Genomic DNA, 15,285 nt, shown 5'->3' with positions numbered 1-15,285 from the left:
TCTCCTAATCTCTAAGTTTTGGATTCAATGCATCACTCATTGCATCACCTATAATATTAAATGATAAAGTAATTAATGATATTACTAAAGCTGGTATTAAGAATAAGTACACATGTGTATTTATTTCTTTAAAACCATCAGCTACTAAGTTCCCAAGTGATGCTTGAGGTATAGGTACTCCTAAACCTATAAAACTTAAGAATGCTTCAGAAAATATTATTGATGGTATATCCATAGTAAGTCTTACTATAATTATACTTAAGGTATTTGGAATCAAATGTTTTCTAATTATCCACCAAAAGTTAGCTCCTAATGCTTTTGATGCCAATACATATTCATTTTCTTTAATTTTTAATACTTCTCCTCTAACAAGTAAAGCATATCCAAGCCATCTTGTAGCACAAAGTGCAATAATTATTGTTTTGACACTATTACCTAATACAACCATTAATAAAATTATATATATCATAGAAGGTATAGATAATATTACTTCAACAGTCCTTACCATTATACTATCTATTTTACCCCCAAAATAAGCCGCTGTTGCTCCATATACAGTTCCAAGTACAACACATATAGCTGCAACTATAATTGAAAGTTCCATTGAAACTCTTATACCTTGTGAAATTCTTGAAAATAAATCTCTTCCTAATGAATCTGTTCCTAAATAATGTCCTTTAACAAATCCTTGCATTATTCCTAAAAATCTATCCGAACTATTTTGTTCATAATAAGTATATTTTACTAAAACCTGTCCAAATATAGCTAAAAAAAGATAAATAACTAAAACACCTAAGAAAAAAACAGCAAGTTTATTTTTTTTAAATCTTCTCCAAGAATCTTTCCAATAAGTTAAACTAGGTTTATTTATACTTTCATTTTTCTTATTATCAGGCCCTACATAAACAAAATCCTCTGGATTTGCTTTAAAATTTTCTCTATCATAATTTGCTCCATAAAGATTTTTCATTATTTATTCCCCTTCCCTAATTTAATTTTTGGATCTACAATGGCATATGCCACATCCATAACTATCATCATTAGTATTAAAAATGCCGAATAAAATACTGTTACTCCTAATACCATGGTATAATCTCTATCAATTATTGAGCCTATATAATATTTACCAAGTCCACCTATAGAAAACATTGTTTCAATAATAAATGATCCTGTTAATATTGCTGCTATTGAAGGAAATATTACTGTAATTATTGGTAATATTGCATTTCTTAAAGCATGTTTTAAAACTACATTAATAGGTGAAACTCCTTTTGCAATTGCAAGTTTAATATAATCTTGTTCCATTATTTCTATCATTTTACTTCTCATAAGTCTTGCTACCTCTGCTACTGAGAAAAAACCTAATGCTATCACTGGGAGTATTTTCTTAGAAGGCATGTCCCAACCCGTTAGAAGTATTTTAACTAGAGGAAGACCTAATTTATCTATTAAAATCCCTTTATGTATTTCTACAGCATATAACTGAAGTATTCCAGCTATTACAAAGCTAGGCACTGATATTCCTATAACTGCTATTATCATAGAGAAGTGATCCATTTTCTTTCCTCTCTTAAGTGCTGCAGCTATTCCTAAAGGTATACCAAATACTAATCCAAACAGTACTGCTCTTATCCCTAAATCAGCTGATACTGGGAAAGATCTTTTAATTATTGAATTAACTGTTCTTCCTCTTTCTTTCATTGATATTCCTAAATCACCTTTAGAAATATTCTTTAAGTATTTAGCATATTGTACACTTAGTGGTTTATCTAAATCATACATTTGCATTAAGTTTTCTTTTATTTTAGGAGGTATAGCTTTTTCACTATCAAATGGATCTCCTGGTAATTTATGTAAAAGAAAAAATGTTATTGTAATTACTAACCACAGTGTAAGTAAACCCGTAAATATTCTTTTTAAGATAAATTTTAAAGTATTTCTCATATTTCTTCCTCACAATCAATTTTTATTTGATTATGAGTATATTCCATTTTTGCATTTTTGTCAATATTTTTGGTATATACATTTTAAATGTATTGATATATATAATTTATGTATTGTAGATGTAAAAAGAAAAAAGCCAGTTTTTTTTGCTGGCTTTTTTGGTTATTTAGAACTGTTTATTTCGGAACATCCCCTTTGTTTTATTTTTTATATTCTTCCATAATAAATGTATGACTGACAACCCATTGTTTTAATTTTAATGAAAGTATAAAACCATATAATCCAAATGTAATTATAGTTAAAAATAACCACAATATCCATTTACCAAAAAGCTGTATTGCTGTTCCATCAAAATACAATTGTTTACCGTTAATATATGTATTTTCTGCCTCCCACCTATATGTTGATACAAGCAACCATGGTGTTGCAAGTCCAAACGTTATAGTACTTACAATTATTATAAACAATCTAAGTAATACATATTCTAAAATTCCTACTTTAAATTCTGATTTCATTTCACTCTCCTATTTTAAAATTTTTTATTATAATTTTATCTTTAACACCTCTAAAATGAAAGTTTAAACTATTCCTTATTTAAATTTCTTTTTTCATGAGCTAAAAAAATATTTTTTTGCTATATTATCTTATTTTTATCATTAATAATAATATGAAATTTATTAATATTCTTCTTTAAGAATTGAGTAAACTGCTACATCTGATATACCATTATTACTCTTAGCCGATTGTCTCAAAATACCTTCAAATTTCATGCCTGCTTTTTTCATCACTTTACCTGATGCAATATTATCTATAGCATGTATTGCTTCTATTCTATTAAAATTAGCTTCTTTAATTAAATATTCTATTACTGACTTTAATGCCTCACTTACATACCCTAAATTCCAATATTTTTTTGATAATACATAACCTATAGAGCATGAATTTAATGTTTCATCTAATCTCACAACGCTAATATCACCTATTACCTCACTAATATTTTCTTTAAGAGTTATTGCCCACTTAAAAGCATTATCTTCATATTCTTTTAACCATCTCTCTATTACGTTTTTTGTTACTTCTACACTTTCATGTTTTGGCCAAGTTAAAAATATTATATTTTCATAATCACTCGCCCAATTATCAAACATATTTTGTGCATCTTCTATTTCAAATCTCCTAAGTATTAATCTTTCTGTTTCTATTTGTTTTGTTCCTATCTTATTCATTTTATCACCTTTAATTTTTATTTTAGCTTTTACTTATATTCTTTTATTGGAATATATTTTAATTCTATTATTTCATTATTTATTGTTGACTTAATTAATTTTAGTTTATGTTCTATATCATTTCGAGTAAACAATCTTATTCCATTCCCTAAAATTATTGGAATAATTGAAATATAGTATTCATCAATAATATTTGAAATTATAGCTTGATTAATTAGATTTGCACCTCCACATATCCATACATTTTTTCCAACTTCTTTTTTTAATTTCTTAACTATTTAAAAAAATAATATTATTCGTATTTTTAATCTCTCTATGTGTAAATACATAAGTTAATAAATTTTGATAAACCCAATTATTTGGAGATAATTCTGTTACTATTTGATTATATGTATTTCAACCCATTAATATTGTATCTATTTCTTTTATAAATTTTGAATAAGTATCTTCATTTTCTGTGTTTTCTCCATAACTTTGTAAAAATTTAACACTTCCATTTTCATCAGCAATAAATCCATCTAAACTCATTGCAATAAACATTTTAACTTTTCTCATATTTTCTCCTAAATTAAAATCTATAAGTTCTTTAACATATATCTTGGTTCATACTCTATATATCCATTCTTAGGATAAAAAGAATATGACTCAAACCATATTTCTTTAGGTTCTCCTAAATGTACTTTTGATTTTCTTATCCCTTTACTTTTCATTGTTTTCTCAGCTATATAAAGTAATTTGGTTCCTATACCTTGATTTTTTCTTGAAGCTTTCACATAAAATCTATGTAAAAAAGCTTCATCAGAATTTTCAATATGAGAATAACCTATACATCCAACTACAACATCACTTTCATCAATAGCGATCCAAAACATATCTCCTTTATCAAGATAATTGGTTTTAATATCATACAAATCAGATCTTATAACTGATGATATACCCATAGTAACCCTTGCTTCTGATACCATTTCAATGAGTTGATTTTTATATCTATCATCATAAATTATTACTTTCATTTCAGGATCCTCCATAACTATAATTTATTATATCACTCTTTCTAGTTTTTATATATATTTTTTTATCATCTTATTTTTATTATTTGCTCTACTCTATTTCCTTTAAATTTTATCAAAATTAACTATTCTCTAATAAAGCAAATTATTTATAATTAATAATCTAAATAAATATTTTATATTTTCATTCTTACTTCTTATTATTTATTAATAATATTTCTATTACCATAATCTTTTATTTCTTCCCAAAAAATATTGATTTCTTCTAATAATTTCATAGGCTGTTCAACATTTATTTCATGATTAGCATTTTCTATTTTAACTATTTTAGAATTTAATGTTTCTTTAAAAAGTCTAATTGCAAATTTTTTATTAATCTTATCTTTATCTCCATATATAATTAAAATTTTAGCCTTTATATTTTTTATTTCTTCCCAAGAGTTCTTTTCTATAATTCTACTAATTAATTTTATAGAATTTTTTTTAGAAAATCCTTTATTAAAAAATATAGATGGTGTACACTGAAAAATTAATTTTTGTAATTTTAACAATAAAACGGGTATTTTATAAGGTGTATTTATAAGAATTAAAGATTTTACTTTTTGAGGGAAGTCAATAGCATATTGCATAGCCATCACTCCTCCTAATGAAATTCCACACAAATGAACGTCCCCATCTTCTTTATTACATTCTTTACATAACATATTATATAATTCTTGATAGATATCATCACTTTCTTCATCAAAATTTAATAAATTTAAGTACTTTGCTTCTCCTAATATATGTGGTTTCATTTCATCCCACGCTGCATTAGATTGACCTATACCGTGAATAAAAACTTTTTTCATAAATCATACTTCCATTCTTCTAATATTATTTAACAAATAAAATATTGTAAAAAATACAATAAAAATATTTATTAAAATTAATATTAAACGAAATATTATAAAATTAAATTGAATTTGATTCCCTATAATAGAATAAGAAATAAAAACGCCTATCATCATTCTTATAGTAGACTTTTTTCTCCAACAAATAAGTAAAGAACCAAAAGCAATACCCAACACAACAATAACTATATATATATTAACTAAAATTTCATATATAAAGAAACTTGAATAAAAATCATTATTTACTATTTTAAATAACAAGTTACTAAAATATAAAATTATATCCGTTAGAATAAGTGATATAAAACAAAAGCTTATCACAAATATTACACAAGAAAAAATTTTAGATAAAAAGATTTTATCTCTATTTACTGGATAACTTAATGTTTTATATAAATAATAACCTGAATAAGGTTTTATAATATATTCTATAATCATTGCAGCTAAAATAAATGAATATACTCCCATTATAAATGTTGAGTTCATCATTAAAATAAATTTAATTGAATTAAGTTCATAACTTGTAATATCAAATTTAGGTATAAATAAAAAAAATATTGATAATAACAAAGAAAAAAGTGTTCCTATAACACTAGCGATAACATAAATTTTTACTGTATGTTTTTTATATTCTAATCTAACCAAACTTAAATATTCTCTATCCATTGCTATTTCCCTCCATTTTCTCCTAAAAAAACAACTAATTCTCCTTTTCCTATTTTAAATGATACATTATTCAATATTGTTTTATTTCCATAAATTTTCTTTAAATCTTTAACTATAATCATACTCCCTCCACAAACATACTTTTGGTATGTATTTTTTTAAAAAAATAAACTAATCTAGTTTATTTTTGATTATTAAAATATATTTTAACAATTCTAACATTGTATTAAAAATTTCTTCAGAAATAATTGGGAACTCTAATCTTTCAAAAATAGTTTTAAAAAATTTAATTTTTTTTATCAAATCTTCCATATTCAATTCTGTAATTCTTAACCCTATAATAAAATTAAAGTAAATTACTAAAAATTCAGCAACTTCCTCTGGAAAATCTGTTTTAATCGAGCCATCTAAAATACCCTCTTTAATCACTTTATTTACTATAGGTATTAAAGCTTCATACATAGCATTATATTGTTCATATAATATTTGAGGACTTTTTAAAGAAATTTTTATAACATATAATGTTGAAATTTTTTTATAATCTTTCAAAGAACTCAATATCCCATATTGAAGTTTTTCTAATCCATTATTTCCAAGCCATTCTTCATTCAATAACTTCTCATCATTTATTCCAATAATTGAATTTAAAATATCCATCTTAGATTTAAAATGATGATATACAACACCTTTCGTCATCCCACCAAGATTGTCAATAATGTTTTGAATACTCGTTTGTTCAAAACCATTTTCAATAAATAATTTTTTGGAAACTTCTAATATCAATTCTTTACTTTTTTCAGGATATTTATTTCTAGACATCAAACCTCCATAAACATACTTTTGGTATCTAAATAATATCATAATATAATAAAATAATCAAGTGATTTAAAAAATATACATTAATAAAATAAATTAAAATACAATATCCAACAAAATAAATATATCCTTTTTTATTAAAAAATAAAATCACTCCAATTTATGTGAAGAAACTTTTTTTAATACTTTTATATATACTACTTAAATATACCCTATTACAATTTTAAGTTTTTATATTAATCTAATTACTGATTTAAATTAATTATTTTTATATTTTTTAACATCTATTTCAAATAAATATTTTATTTCTTCTATAGTTTTATATCCTGATCATAAAAATTTCACATTTCCTTCTACACTTACCCAGTTTTAAAACATATTTTGTGCATCTTCTAAATATTAATCTTTATATTTTTATGTGTTTAATACCTATTTTATTTATTCTATCAACTTTATTCTTCATTTTCTAAAATATACTCTATTTTTATTTTCACCGGACATTTCTAAAATACCTAACTCAACAAATTTTAATATGTACCTTCTAGTTGTATTTAACGGCTTATTTACAAGAGCTGCTGCTTTAGTATTTGTAATCTCCTTATTATTTTTTAAATATCTATCTATCACTTTTAATACTTCTTTTTCTTTTTCATTTAATCTCTCTAAAAGATTATCTTTTCTAATATCTTTTGAATAATTTTTAATACTTTTGTATATTATTTCTAACATAAATTCTATAAATTCTGTAGAATCATTAGCTTTATTACATCTTTCTAATATTTCATAATATTTAATTTGATTTTCATATACTATAGTTTCCATTGGTAGCCATTCAAATAGCTTATTCCATTTTAAAAGTATAAGATTTTGCCATATTCTTCCCATTCGTCCATTTCCAGCTGAAAAAGGGTGTATTATTTCTAACTCAAAATGAATTATTGAACTTTTAATAAGTGGATGTGCTGTTTCTCCCCATCTAAATAAATTTAATACCAAATCATTTACAAATTCTGGACTACAACCTATATGTAAAATATTTCCTTTTGCATCATAAATAGCTACATCCTTACTTCTAAATTTACCACTTTCTTTAAATAATTCATCCATCATCAATCTATGTACACTTAAAAAATCTTTTATTTCATATGGATTATATCTAAAAACATTATCATAGGCCTCATATGCATTTTAAACCTCTTTTATGTCTTTTAAAGGACCTAAAACTTTTTTACCATTTATTATATCACTGACATCTTCTATACTTAAACTATTATTTTCTATTGCAAGTGTTGAATATATCGTTCTTATTCTATTCTCTTTTCTTAAATGTAAATTTCTTTTATTTTCTATTTCTATTAATAATATCAAATTAGAAATATCTATAGATAAACTATTTATCTTATCTGATATTGTATATCTAGGAATAAACATTATAATTTACCTCCCATTTTATCCACCATATTATCTACCTATACCACCAAAAATATAAAAAGGTAGTAAATTTTAAACTTACTACCTGCATTTTTTGTCTTTTTTGCTGTGATATATTTGCCATATTTTACCTCACTCTTTTTAAAAGACTTTCTATCATATCTTTATCTTCTATTTTTGTAATTCCAAAACTTTTCTTTCCTGCATCTTTTATTGATGCCCCTATGTGATAAACTGCCGTGTTATCTAGAATCAAAAATCTATCGTGAAAATCTGTATTTGTTTTTACCGCTAATGTTGGATATTGCGTGTTAAATTTATTGATATCTTTTATTGTTAGATTTCCTTTTCCTGAAGTATAAACATTAATATTTACTCCATTATTTTTCTTACATAGAATATTCAATGTATTAATATCTACATAATTATCAATTAAAATAATTTCCTTACTTGCTTTTTGGATAATTTCAACAATAAAACTAAATGCATCATATATTTGACCATTAAAAAAGAGCTTCTGTTTCACTTCTGTGTTAGTTGCAATATAGTTAAATACTTCTTCTAATTTTTTGTCTGTTTCAAGTTGCTTTAGTTCCACTCGATCTAGTCTTGAAAATAGCTCTTGATTGGATAGTAAAAACTTTCTCATTTCCACAAAACTATTCATAATTTTTATGCTCACTTCAACGGCTATGTCACTTTTTAACACAGCTGAAAGCATGGCTATTCCTTGTTCTGTGAATACATATGGCAGATATCTTCTACCACCATGTTTATTTGAACTTGAGGTGGCAAATTGTGACCTCAAGTTTTTAAATTCTTCTTCACTTAATTGAAAACGAAATGATTCAGGGAATCTGTTCAAATTTCTTTTTACAGCTTGATTAAATACTTTAGTTTCTACCTTATACAAGGTAGCTAAATCACTATCAACCATAACTTGTTTTCCTCTAAATGTATAAATCATATTTCTTATATCAACAACATCTGAAACAACAATATTTGAATTATCCGCCATAAAAACCTCCTATCAACAAAAGTAAACTCTATTTCACTATATTTACCATATCTCCAAAATCTACATCTAACTCTTTACCAATTCTAAAAGTATTTCCATACTTACAAGTTCTCCTCGCCCCATTTTTGCAACTGTAGTTGGTGCAATTTCAACTTTTTCTTTCAACTCTTTTTTATTCAATCCTTTATCTATGAGTATTTTCCACAATCCATTGTAGCTTACCTTCATATTATTATCCTCGAAATTCAAATATATGAATTTATTTAATTATATTTTATCATATTTGTATCATTTTTTCATCTCAAACATAAAAGAGGTCAAAATCGACACCTTATAACTCCATATTCATATTTTTGTGTTAGTTTTTTCTTTATTTTTTATTTCTTTTTTATAAACTTTATTAAACAATGAATTCTTATTTTCGTTATATGAATCTACAGGAGAAAAAATCCATAGCTTTTTATATAATAAAAATAACCTAGCGATTATTCACTAGGTTATATAATATTTAATCTTGCAAGCATGACACTAACAAAACGGCTATTTTAAATGCTTTTATACCTTTTTTATATTATTTCCACTCTTCTTTTCCAAATGTACGATATATCCCAAACCATTCAAAATACTAGGTTCTATTTTTTCTTGTATCACTAAATCCACCTAATTATAGGACATTTTCAAATTTTTAGTCCCATTCCAGTCCCAGTACCGGATAAATATTGTTTTAATTTAATATTGGTTAATCTTGTTTATCCAGTTTTCAAATTAATCTTACTTCGGATTTACTTCATTTTACTTCTTGCTTTGAGGGTCTAAATCTAAATATATTACTTGGTAATTATCCATTCTATGGAGAAAAGACAAAAGATCTACAGAACCTAAAACAAGGAGATTTTGTTAAAAACTTCGGAGAAGTAAAAACTAATATTGGCAACAATTAAAGGGAACATAAAAATGTTCGTATTCTGTCTTCTAAGCTATTAAAAGCAAAAGAACAAGTAAGGAGTCAAGACAAGGATAAAAAGTCCATATTAGGGCAAATAAATAGCTTTAAGGCATAGGACAAACTTAAATTAAATAAGAAAGACCATAGCAAAGGTGCAGAGAGATAAATATCGGCAGTTTTCGGACTGCCTTTATTTTTTTGCTAAGTTTAACGCAGTAAATCATATAATTGAAAGGAATCTGTATTATATGCTCTAAGTAGATAGTTAATCTATACATTTAGAAAGGTAAAATATAGAATTGGAGAATGATATGGGATTTTCATATAACAAATTATGGAAGTTATTAATAGATAAAAGTATTAAAAAAAACAGACTTACAATGTGCAATCGCAACAACACCCAAGACAATAGCAAAAATGGGAAGAGACGAAAATGTAAGTCTAGAAATATTAGGAAAGATTTGTGAGTATTTTCAATGTGATATTGGAGATATTATTGAATATACGTCAATGGGAATCAAGTATGATAACGGAATTTGATAGTATTCCATATTCCAATGCTGGTAGAGGGCTACAATGCTTATTAAAAACTAAGCTTGCTTTAAATAATATTAATACAAATAAAGATAAAATAATTTTAATTGAAGAGCCAGAAAACCATTTGTCATATTCTAACATGAATAATTTAATTGATATTCTACAAGAAAATAGTAATAAGGAATCTAGTCAAATAATTATTTCAACTCATAGCAGTTTTGTTTTAAATAAATTAGGCTTAGAAAATTTAATACTTTTATCAAACAAAAAAATCTCTAAAATTACAAATTTAAGTAGTGATACAGTAAAATATTTTAAAGCTATTTCAGGATACGACACATGTGAAGAAGGTGGTGTTACTTTCAAGAAAATAGAATAACAAATTATAAAAGTGTTGAAATAGGTGGCTTTTAGAATTTTAAAAGAAATCAGTTCTATAATAAATTAAAAATCGTGTTGGTAGAAAAATCGTCTACTTCTACTAACACGATTTTACAAAGAGCCAGTACTTACATCTCTTTTTCTCCTGTAAAACTATTGTATTTTGATACTTTAAGGAGTTTCAATCATTCGATCTGTTAACCGTTATTTTTTGGATCTAATCTTAATAAAATAGCATTAATGGCGACGATGACTGTTGACACAGACATTAGAATTGCTCCTAATGCAGGGCTTAATGTGATACCAATAGGAACCAAAATTCCTGCAGCTAGAGGGATAGCTATAAAGTTATAACCAGCTCCCCAAAAGAGATTTTGTTTCATTTTACGAGTTGTTTTGTGTGCTAATTCAATAAATGATTCAATATCTCCTGGATCAGATTGAGTCAAGATGACATCAGCTGAATCCAACGCCACTTGAGTTCCTGCACCGACCGCTATTCCAACATCTGCTAAGGCAAGAGAAGGAGCATCATTGACACCGTCACCTACCATGATAACTTTTTTTCCTTCTTCTTTAAGTGTTTTTACTAACTCATATTTGTCTTGTGGAGATTGATTTGATCTATATTCAATCTCTAAATCTTCTGCCGCGCCTTGAGCCGCTTTTTCATTATCACCTGTTGCCATAATCGGCTCTATATTGTTCTTTTTAAGAACTTTAATTAACTCTTTGCTCGTTGGTTTTAATTCATCCCCTAAAGCTACAGCACCAATAGCATCATCGTTTTCTACTAAGACACTGAGAGTTGCTCCTTTTGGAATATCAATATCCAGATTACGTCCGTAGGCTTTTTGACTGATTAATTGGTAACGGTGCCCGCCTGCTTTACCCTCTACTCCAGCACCGGAAATCACATCAATCGAATCAAAAGATGCTGGACGTATACCTTGCTCGTCGGTGAAACTTATAATTGATTGAGCAATTGGGTGACTAGACCCTCCTTCAATACCTGCCAGTAAGGCAATGATTTCCTCTTTTGTATATTTGTCATTAAGAAGTTTTACATCTAATACTTTAAACTCACCTGTTGTTAAAGTACCCGTTTTATCTAAAATCATCACATCTGCATCTTGAGCTATTTCTAAAGCTTGGCGGTCTTTTACTAGTAAGCCACGGCTAGCTCCTAAGCTTGTGCTACGGGCGGTTACCAATGGAATAGCCAGACCCAATGCGTGTGGACAAGCTATAACTAATGTTGTGATAGCAAATTTTACTGCCGTTGGGATGTCCGCTATAAGCGTCCATACTACAAAAGCTATTAGTGCGACAATGACCGCAATATAGAAAAGCCACCTTGCAACCTTTTGAGCAATATTTTCTGCTCTGGAAGGCTGACTTTGAGCTTGGCTGATTAAATTCTGAACTTGAGAGATGAAGGATTGATCACCTGTCTCATTCACTTTAATATAAAGAACCCCTTCTCCATTTGTTGAGCCTCCGATTACTTCATCGCCAGGACCTTTTTTAACTGCTTTTGATTCTCCAGTCAAAAGAGCTTCATTTACACGTGATTCGCCACGCTCGATAGTTCCGTCTGCTGGCACATTTTCTCCAGCTTGAACTCGAATTAAATCACCTATCTTTAAGTCAGCAACTGGTCGTGTTTCTATTGAATCGTCAGCTAATACTACATGAGCATCTTTTGGTACTAACTTAGCCAGTTCTTCTTGTGCATCTCCTGCTTCTCCAATAGCTTTCATCTCAATCCAGTGACCTAATAACATGATTAATAGTAATGAAGCAAATTCAAAGAAAAAATCCATAATTTGTTCACCTGTTACGTAGCTTGCTATTACAGTATAAATACTATATAAATATGAAACACTTAAACCTAAAGAAACGAGAGCCATCATTCCAGGTTCTTTTTGTTTAAATTCGTCAACTGCCCCTTGATAGAATGGACGACCACCATAAATAATTAATATAGTAGATAAAATAGCTACTACAATATCAGAATATGGAAAAGTAAACTGGAATGGTAGTTCAAACCCAGCCATAGGGGATAAGAGCATAATAATGATTCCTATTGGCAATGATTTTAAGAAAAGTTCCTTAAAGTTACCGTGATGATGGTGGTCATGCCCACTGTGCCCGCTGTGGTCATGCCCAGCATGATGGTCGTGATGTTGATTCTTATGGTCTCCATGTTCTTCCGTGCTTACGTGCTCATGTTTTGAATGATCCATGTCGCCATGATTATGGTGACTGTGGGATAAATGTTTGTTGTTATTGTTCATTTTAAATTCCTCCTTATTTTTAATGATGATGTAAATGACATTTGCATTGTCCTTCTGGACAATTGCAATCCACTTCTTCTACTGCGAAAGATTTTTTCATCTCTAATATTTTTTCTAGTCGATCTATATCATCGAAGCTTAAAACATGATCTTCAATGATGCTTCCTATTACATTTCCGACTTTCTTATTGCAAATACGGTTAAAAATATCTTCTGCATAATCCATTACAGCTTCTGTCTCTTCAATATTGGCAGTGTAAATAAACTTTCTACCTTCTTGCTCTGTATTTAGCAAGCCTTTTTCAACTAATCGACCTAAGATCGTTTTGATAGTGGATTGTGTCCAGTCCATTTTTTCTTGCAATACGGAAATCACTTTTTTACTAGTTACTCGATCATTTGACCAAACTACACGCATGACTTCCCATTCTGCATCTGTGATATAAGTATTAGATTCTATTGTGCTCATTCTCATTTCCTCCTAGTTGTCTACAGATGTGAACAAACATCCTCAAAATAAGTTTACCATTGTAAACGAATTATGTCAAGTCTTTTTAATAAATGTAAGCAACGCTTATAGCTTTTTATCTCTCCACTTCCTTTCCATAATAATTTTCATAGTTTTTCCTATACTGAACAAGGTCAGAAAATTGTTCTTTATTTAAAGAATACTCTTGCATAAGGGTGTTCTTTTTTTCTTGCAATTTATCGAGGTTTGATAGTATTTCTTTTGTGTTTGGTAGTTTTTTATAGCTTTCTAAGATTTCTCTAGCGGCTATTTTATAGACAGAAAGTTCACTGTAATATTCTTCTGCAAATTGTTTATCTTCAGGATTTTTCTTGTGATATTTATATTTTCCATATCTTGCGATAAACTCTTCATTTCAGTTTCAATTTTCTTTATTTTATATAACAAATCTTGTCTATCATCTGCGGCTTTTTTGATTAGATCATCGAGTTGAGTAATTGAATTAATTCCTTGTTCTCGAAGTTTAATTATTGAATCAGACATTGTTTTGATATTATGTTTTCTTGCCCAGACTTCATAACCTTTAGAGGATTGAGCTTTTTCATTAGTAGATATATCAATAACATTTCCTACTCGTTTTTTAATAGAATTAGCTTTATTTTTGATGGTTAAATCTATTCTTTCTTTAATTTTATCTTCAGTATAATCTTCTCCGATCGTCTTCGATCTTTTAAATCTTTGCTTATCTTTATGACGAAAAGCAATGTGTTTACCAAACTTAATTTCATAATCAAGAGATTTCATATTTTCCAAAAACTCTTCCCACGAGTTAGACTTATTAATCATTCTATCTATATCAAATTGTAGTTTAGATTTCCAGAAATTTCCTTTCTTGTTTTGGTCATATTCGTACCAAGACTTACCAGCAGTTTTATATTTTCTTTTGTAAGCTTCATAGTATTCATCAATGACTGAAAGCTTATTTTCTTTACATAATTCGTCACTTTGATACCTAATTTTATGGTAAGTTTTTTTGTTAGATTGGTAGCATTTACCAGTCCTGTAATTTATATTATTAAAAATAATATGGTTGTGGATATGCCCTCTATCTATATGAGTTGCAAGAACAAATTCATAATCTTCTTTTAAAATTTTCTTGCATAATTCCATTCCAATTTCGTGAGCTTTTATAGGATCAACCTCTCCTGGTAGAAAAGATTGGATTAAATGTCTAGCCAAAACTGTACCTTTAGTATCATTGTTTTCTCGTGTTTTCATAAATTGAATATGGGCAGTAGATGGATGACATTTGAATGAAGATACTAAAATTTTTTCATCAGTTTTTTCACTATTAGTAATATAATCTATTGCCAAATTTAGAGTTGATTTTATAGGATGTATTTTTGTTATTGCCATACTAATCACCAGGACTTTCTTTTGATTTATTAAAAAGTAGGGAATGGATCTGCCATATTCCTCTTGATAATTTTTCTATCTGTCTATTCATAGATTCAATTTCATTCTTGTAAATAACACCAGTTGTATTAGTAGCTTTTGCAATCTGGTTTATATTATTTGTTGCATTTAAAAGTAACCATTTGAGATGTCTAAATAAAATAATCCTCATAATATGCACGCAAAAAGACCGCAG

19 protein-coding genes and 1 pseudogene are annotated in these 15,285 nt (G+C 27.5%); 2 read left to right on the top strand and 18 right to left on the bottom strand.

What is annotated here, in order from left to right; all coding sequences use genetic code 11:
* Positions 1-4: 4 nt before the first annotated feature.
* The 14 genes from GM111_RS03935 to GM111_RS03880 form a co-directional block, all read right to left on the bottom strand.
* Positions 5-970, bottom strand: a complete 966-nt coding sequence (locus GM111_RS03935; protein ID WP_156299568.1) for an ABC transporter permease — start codon at positions 968-970, stop codon at positions 5-7.
* Positions 970-1,944 (bottom strand): ABC transporter permease, encoded by a 975-nt coding sequence (locus GM111_RS03930; protein ID WP_156299567.1) that lies wholly within the window; start codon positions 1,942-1,944, stop codon positions 970-972. Before GM111_RS03930 ends, GM111_RS03935 begins: the two co-directional genes overlap by 1 nt.
* Positions 1,945-2,144: 200 nt before the next feature.
* Positions 2,145-2,459, bottom strand: a complete 315-nt coding sequence (locus tag GM111_RS03925; RefSeq protein ID WP_156299566.1) for a YjgN family protein — start codon at positions 2,457-2,459, stop codon at positions 2,145-2,147.
* Positions 2,460-2,621: 162 nt separating this feature from the next.
* The gene (locus GM111_RS03920; protein ID WP_156299565.1) at positions 2,622-3,170 is read right to left on the bottom strand and encodes a GNAT family N-acetyltransferase; all 549 of its coding nucleotides are present in this window, start codon (positions 3,168-3,170) and stop codon (positions 2,622-2,624) included.
* Positions 3,171-3,199: 29 nt separating this feature from the next.
* A complete protein-coding gene (locus GM111_RS08495; RefSeq protein ID WP_197034471.1) occupies positions 3,200-3,448 on the bottom strand; it encodes a dihydrofolate reductase family protein in 249 nt (82 codons plus the stop codon).
* Positions 3,449-3,566: 118 nt separating this feature from the next.
* Positions 3,567-3,725, bottom strand: coding sequence for a hypothetical protein (locus GM111_RS08190; RefSeq protein WP_197034469.1), 159 nt, complete (start codon positions 3,723-3,725; stop codon positions 3,567-3,569).
* A 20-nt stretch (positions 3,726-3,745) separates the two neighbouring features.
* Positions 3,746-4,183 carry a GNAT family N-acetyltransferase gene (locus GM111_RS03910; protein WP_197034468.1) on the bottom strand — a complete coding sequence of 146 codons (438 nt, stop codon included), beginning with the start codon at positions 4,181-4,183 and terminating at the stop codon, positions 3,746-3,748.
* Positions 4,184-4,380: 197 nt separating this feature from the next.
* Positions 4,381-5,028, bottom strand: a complete 648-nt coding sequence (locus GM111_RS03905; protein ID WP_156299563.1) for an alpha/beta fold hydrolase — start codon at positions 5,026-5,028, stop codon at positions 4,381-4,383.
* 3 nt (positions 5,029-5,031) lie between these two features.
* A complete protein-coding gene (locus GM111_RS03900) occupies positions 5,032-5,736 on the bottom strand; it encodes a hypothetical protein (RefSeq protein WP_156299562.1) in 705 nt (234 codons plus the stop codon).
* 171 nt (positions 5,737-5,907) lie between these two features.
* On the bottom strand, positions 5,908-6,555 hold the full coding sequence (locus tag GM111_RS03895; RefSeq protein ID WP_197034467.1) for a TetR/AcrR family transcriptional regulator: 648 nt from the start codon (positions 6,553-6,555) through the stop codon (positions 5,908-5,910).
* A 456-nt stretch (positions 6,556-7,011) separates the two neighbouring features.
* Positions 7,012-7,692: a Fic family protein gene (locus tag GM111_RS03890; protein WP_269320141.1), complete on the bottom strand. Its 681-nt coding sequence runs from the start codon at positions 7,690-7,692 to the stop codon at positions 7,012-7,014.
* 48 nt (positions 7,693-7,740) lie between these two features.
* Positions 7,741-7,983, bottom strand: a complete 243-nt coding sequence (locus tag GM111_RS08185) for a hypothetical protein (protein WP_197034465.1) — start codon at positions 7,981-7,983, stop codon at positions 7,741-7,743.
* Between the two features lie 127 nt (positions 7,984-8,110).
* Entirely contained in the window at positions 8,111-9,001 is an 891-nt protein-coding gene (locus GM111_RS03885; protein WP_156299560.1) for an ORF6N domain-containing protein, read from the bottom strand.
* Between the two features lie 66 nt (positions 9,002-9,067).
* Complete coding sequence (locus GM111_RS03880; protein WP_231479762.1) at positions 9,068-9,229, bottom strand: helix-turn-helix domain-containing protein; 162 nt, start codon at positions 9,227-9,229, stop codon at positions 9,068-9,070.
* A gap of 1,029 nt (positions 9,230-10,258) precedes the next feature.
* On the opposite strand from GM111_RS03880, the pseudogene GM111_RS08575 reads away from it, so the two are divergent.
* Both GM111_RS08575 and GM111_RS08180 read left to right on the top strand, forming a co-directional pair.
* A pseudogene (locus tag GM111_RS08575) lies at positions 10,259-10,487 on the top strand (helix-turn-helix domain-containing protein).
* Positions 10,471-10,863 (top strand): ATP-dependent nuclease, encoded by a 393-nt coding sequence (locus tag GM111_RS08180; RefSeq protein WP_197034464.1) that lies wholly within the window; start codon positions 10,471-10,473, stop codon positions 10,861-10,863. Before GM111_RS08575 ends, GM111_RS08180 begins: the two are co-directional and overlap by 17 nt.
* A 199-nt stretch (positions 10,864-11,062) precedes the next feature.
* Here GM111_RS08180 and GM111_RS03860 read toward each other — a convergent pair whose 3' ends face one another.
* The 4 genes from GM111_RS03860 to mobC all read right to left on the bottom strand — a co-directional run bounded on the left by GM111_RS03860 (position 11,063) and on the right by mobC (position 15,261).
* The gene (locus GM111_RS03860; RefSeq protein WP_156299559.1) at positions 11,063-13,165 is read right to left on the bottom strand and encodes a heavy metal translocating P-type ATPase; all 2,103 of its coding nucleotides are present in this window, start codon (positions 13,163-13,165) and stop codon (positions 11,063-11,065) included.
* Positions 13,166-13,184: 19 nt separating this feature from the next.
* Positions 13,185-13,634, bottom strand: coding sequence for a CopY/TcrY family copper transport repressor (locus tag GM111_RS03855; protein WP_156299558.1), 450 nt, complete (start codon positions 13,632-13,634; stop codon positions 13,185-13,187).
* A gap of 306 nt (positions 13,635-13,940) precedes the next feature.
* Positions 13,941-15,050 carry a relaxase/mobilization nuclease domain-containing protein gene (locus GM111_RS03850; protein ID WP_456243026.1) on the bottom strand — a complete coding sequence of 370 codons (1,110 nt, stop codon included), beginning with the start codon at positions 15,048-15,050 and terminating at the stop codon, positions 13,941-13,943.
* A gap of 1 nt (position 15,051) precedes the next feature.
* Positions 15,052-15,261 carry a plasmid mobilization relaxosome protein MobC gene (gene mobC, locus GM111_RS08540; RefSeq protein WP_156299574.1) on the bottom strand — a complete coding sequence of 70 codons (210 nt, stop codon included), beginning with the start codon at positions 15,259-15,261 and terminating at the stop codon, positions 15,052-15,054.
* Positions 15,262-15,285: the final 24 nt, after the last annotated feature.

Origin of the sequence: Streptobacillus canis (genome assembly GCF_009733925.1) — a bacterium.
In the GTDB taxonomy this organism is placed as follows: Bacteria; Fusobacteriota; Fusobacteriia; order Fusobacteriales; family Leptotrichiaceae; genus Streptobacillus; species Streptobacillus canis.
The sequence above is the reverse complement of the archived record's forward strand: the minus strand, read 5'-3'. Positions and strand labels throughout refer to the sequence as shown.

Excerpts from the sequence above, each read along its gene's own strand:
- GM111_RS08190 (WP_197034469.1), bottom strand. The coding sequence starts at position 3,725 with ATGAGAAAAGTTAAAATGTTTATTGCAATGAGTTTAGATGGATTTATT.
- GM111_RS03905 (WP_156299563.1), bottom strand. The coding sequence starts at position 5,028 with ATGAAAAAAGTTTTTATTCACGGTATAGGTCAATCTAATGCAGCGTGG.
- GM111_RS03880 (WP_231479762.1), bottom strand. The coding sequence starts at position 9,229 with ATGAAGGTAAGCTACAATGGATTGTGGAAAATACTCATAGATAAAGGA.
- GM111_RS03900 (WP_156299562.1), bottom strand. The coding sequence starts at position 5,736 with ATGGATAGAGAATATTTAAGTTTGGTTAGATTAGAATATAAAAAACAT.
- GM111_RS03925 (WP_156299566.1), bottom strand. The coding sequence starts at position 2,459 with ATGAAATCAGAATTTAAAGTAGGAATTTTAGAATATGTATTACTTAGA.
- mobC (WP_156299574.1), bottom strand. The coding sequence starts at position 15,261 with ATGAGGATTATTTTATTTAGACATCTCAAATGGTTACTTTTAAATGCA.
- GM111_RS03855 (WP_156299558.1), bottom strand. The coding sequence starts at position 13,634 with ATGAGCACAATAGAATCTAATACTTATATCACAGATGCAGAATGGGAA.
- GM111_RS03885 (WP_156299560.1), bottom strand. The coding sequence starts at position 9,001 with ATGGCGGATAATTCAAATATTGTTGTTTCAGATGTTGTTGATATAAGA.
- GM111_RS03895 (WP_197034467.1), bottom strand. The coding sequence starts at position 6,555 with ATGTCTAGAAATAAATATCCTGAAAAAAGTAAAGAATTGATATTAGAA.
- GM111_RS03850 (WP_456243026.1), bottom strand. The coding sequence starts at position 15,050 with ATGGCAATAACAAAAATACATCCTATAAAATCAACTCTAAATTTGGCA.
- GM111_RS03860 (WP_156299559.1), bottom strand. The coding sequence starts at position 13,165 with ATGAACAATAACAACAAACATTTATCCCACAGTCACCATAATCATGGC.
- GM111_RS03935 (WP_156299568.1), bottom strand. The coding sequence starts at position 970 with ATGAAAAATCTTTATGGAGCAAATTATGATAGAGAAAATTTTAAAGCA.
- GM111_RS03930 (WP_156299567.1), bottom strand. The coding sequence starts at position 1,944 with ATGAGAAATACTTTAAAATTTATCTTAAAAAGAATATTTACGGGTTTA.
- GM111_RS03920 (WP_156299565.1), bottom strand. The coding sequence starts at position 3,170 with ATGAATAAGATAGGAACAAAACAAATAGAAACAGAAAGATTAATACTT.
- GM111_RS08185 (WP_197034465.1), bottom strand. The coding sequence starts at position 7,983 with ATGTTTATTCCTAGATATACAATATCAGATAAGATAAATAGTTTATCT.
- GM111_RS08180 (WP_197034464.1), top strand. The coding sequence starts at position 10,471 with ATGATAACGGAATTTGATAGTATTCCATATTCCAATGCTGGTAGAGGG.
- GM111_RS03910 (WP_197034468.1), bottom strand. The coding sequence starts at position 4,183 with ATGAAAGTAATAATTTATGATGATAGATATAAAAATCAACTCATTGAA.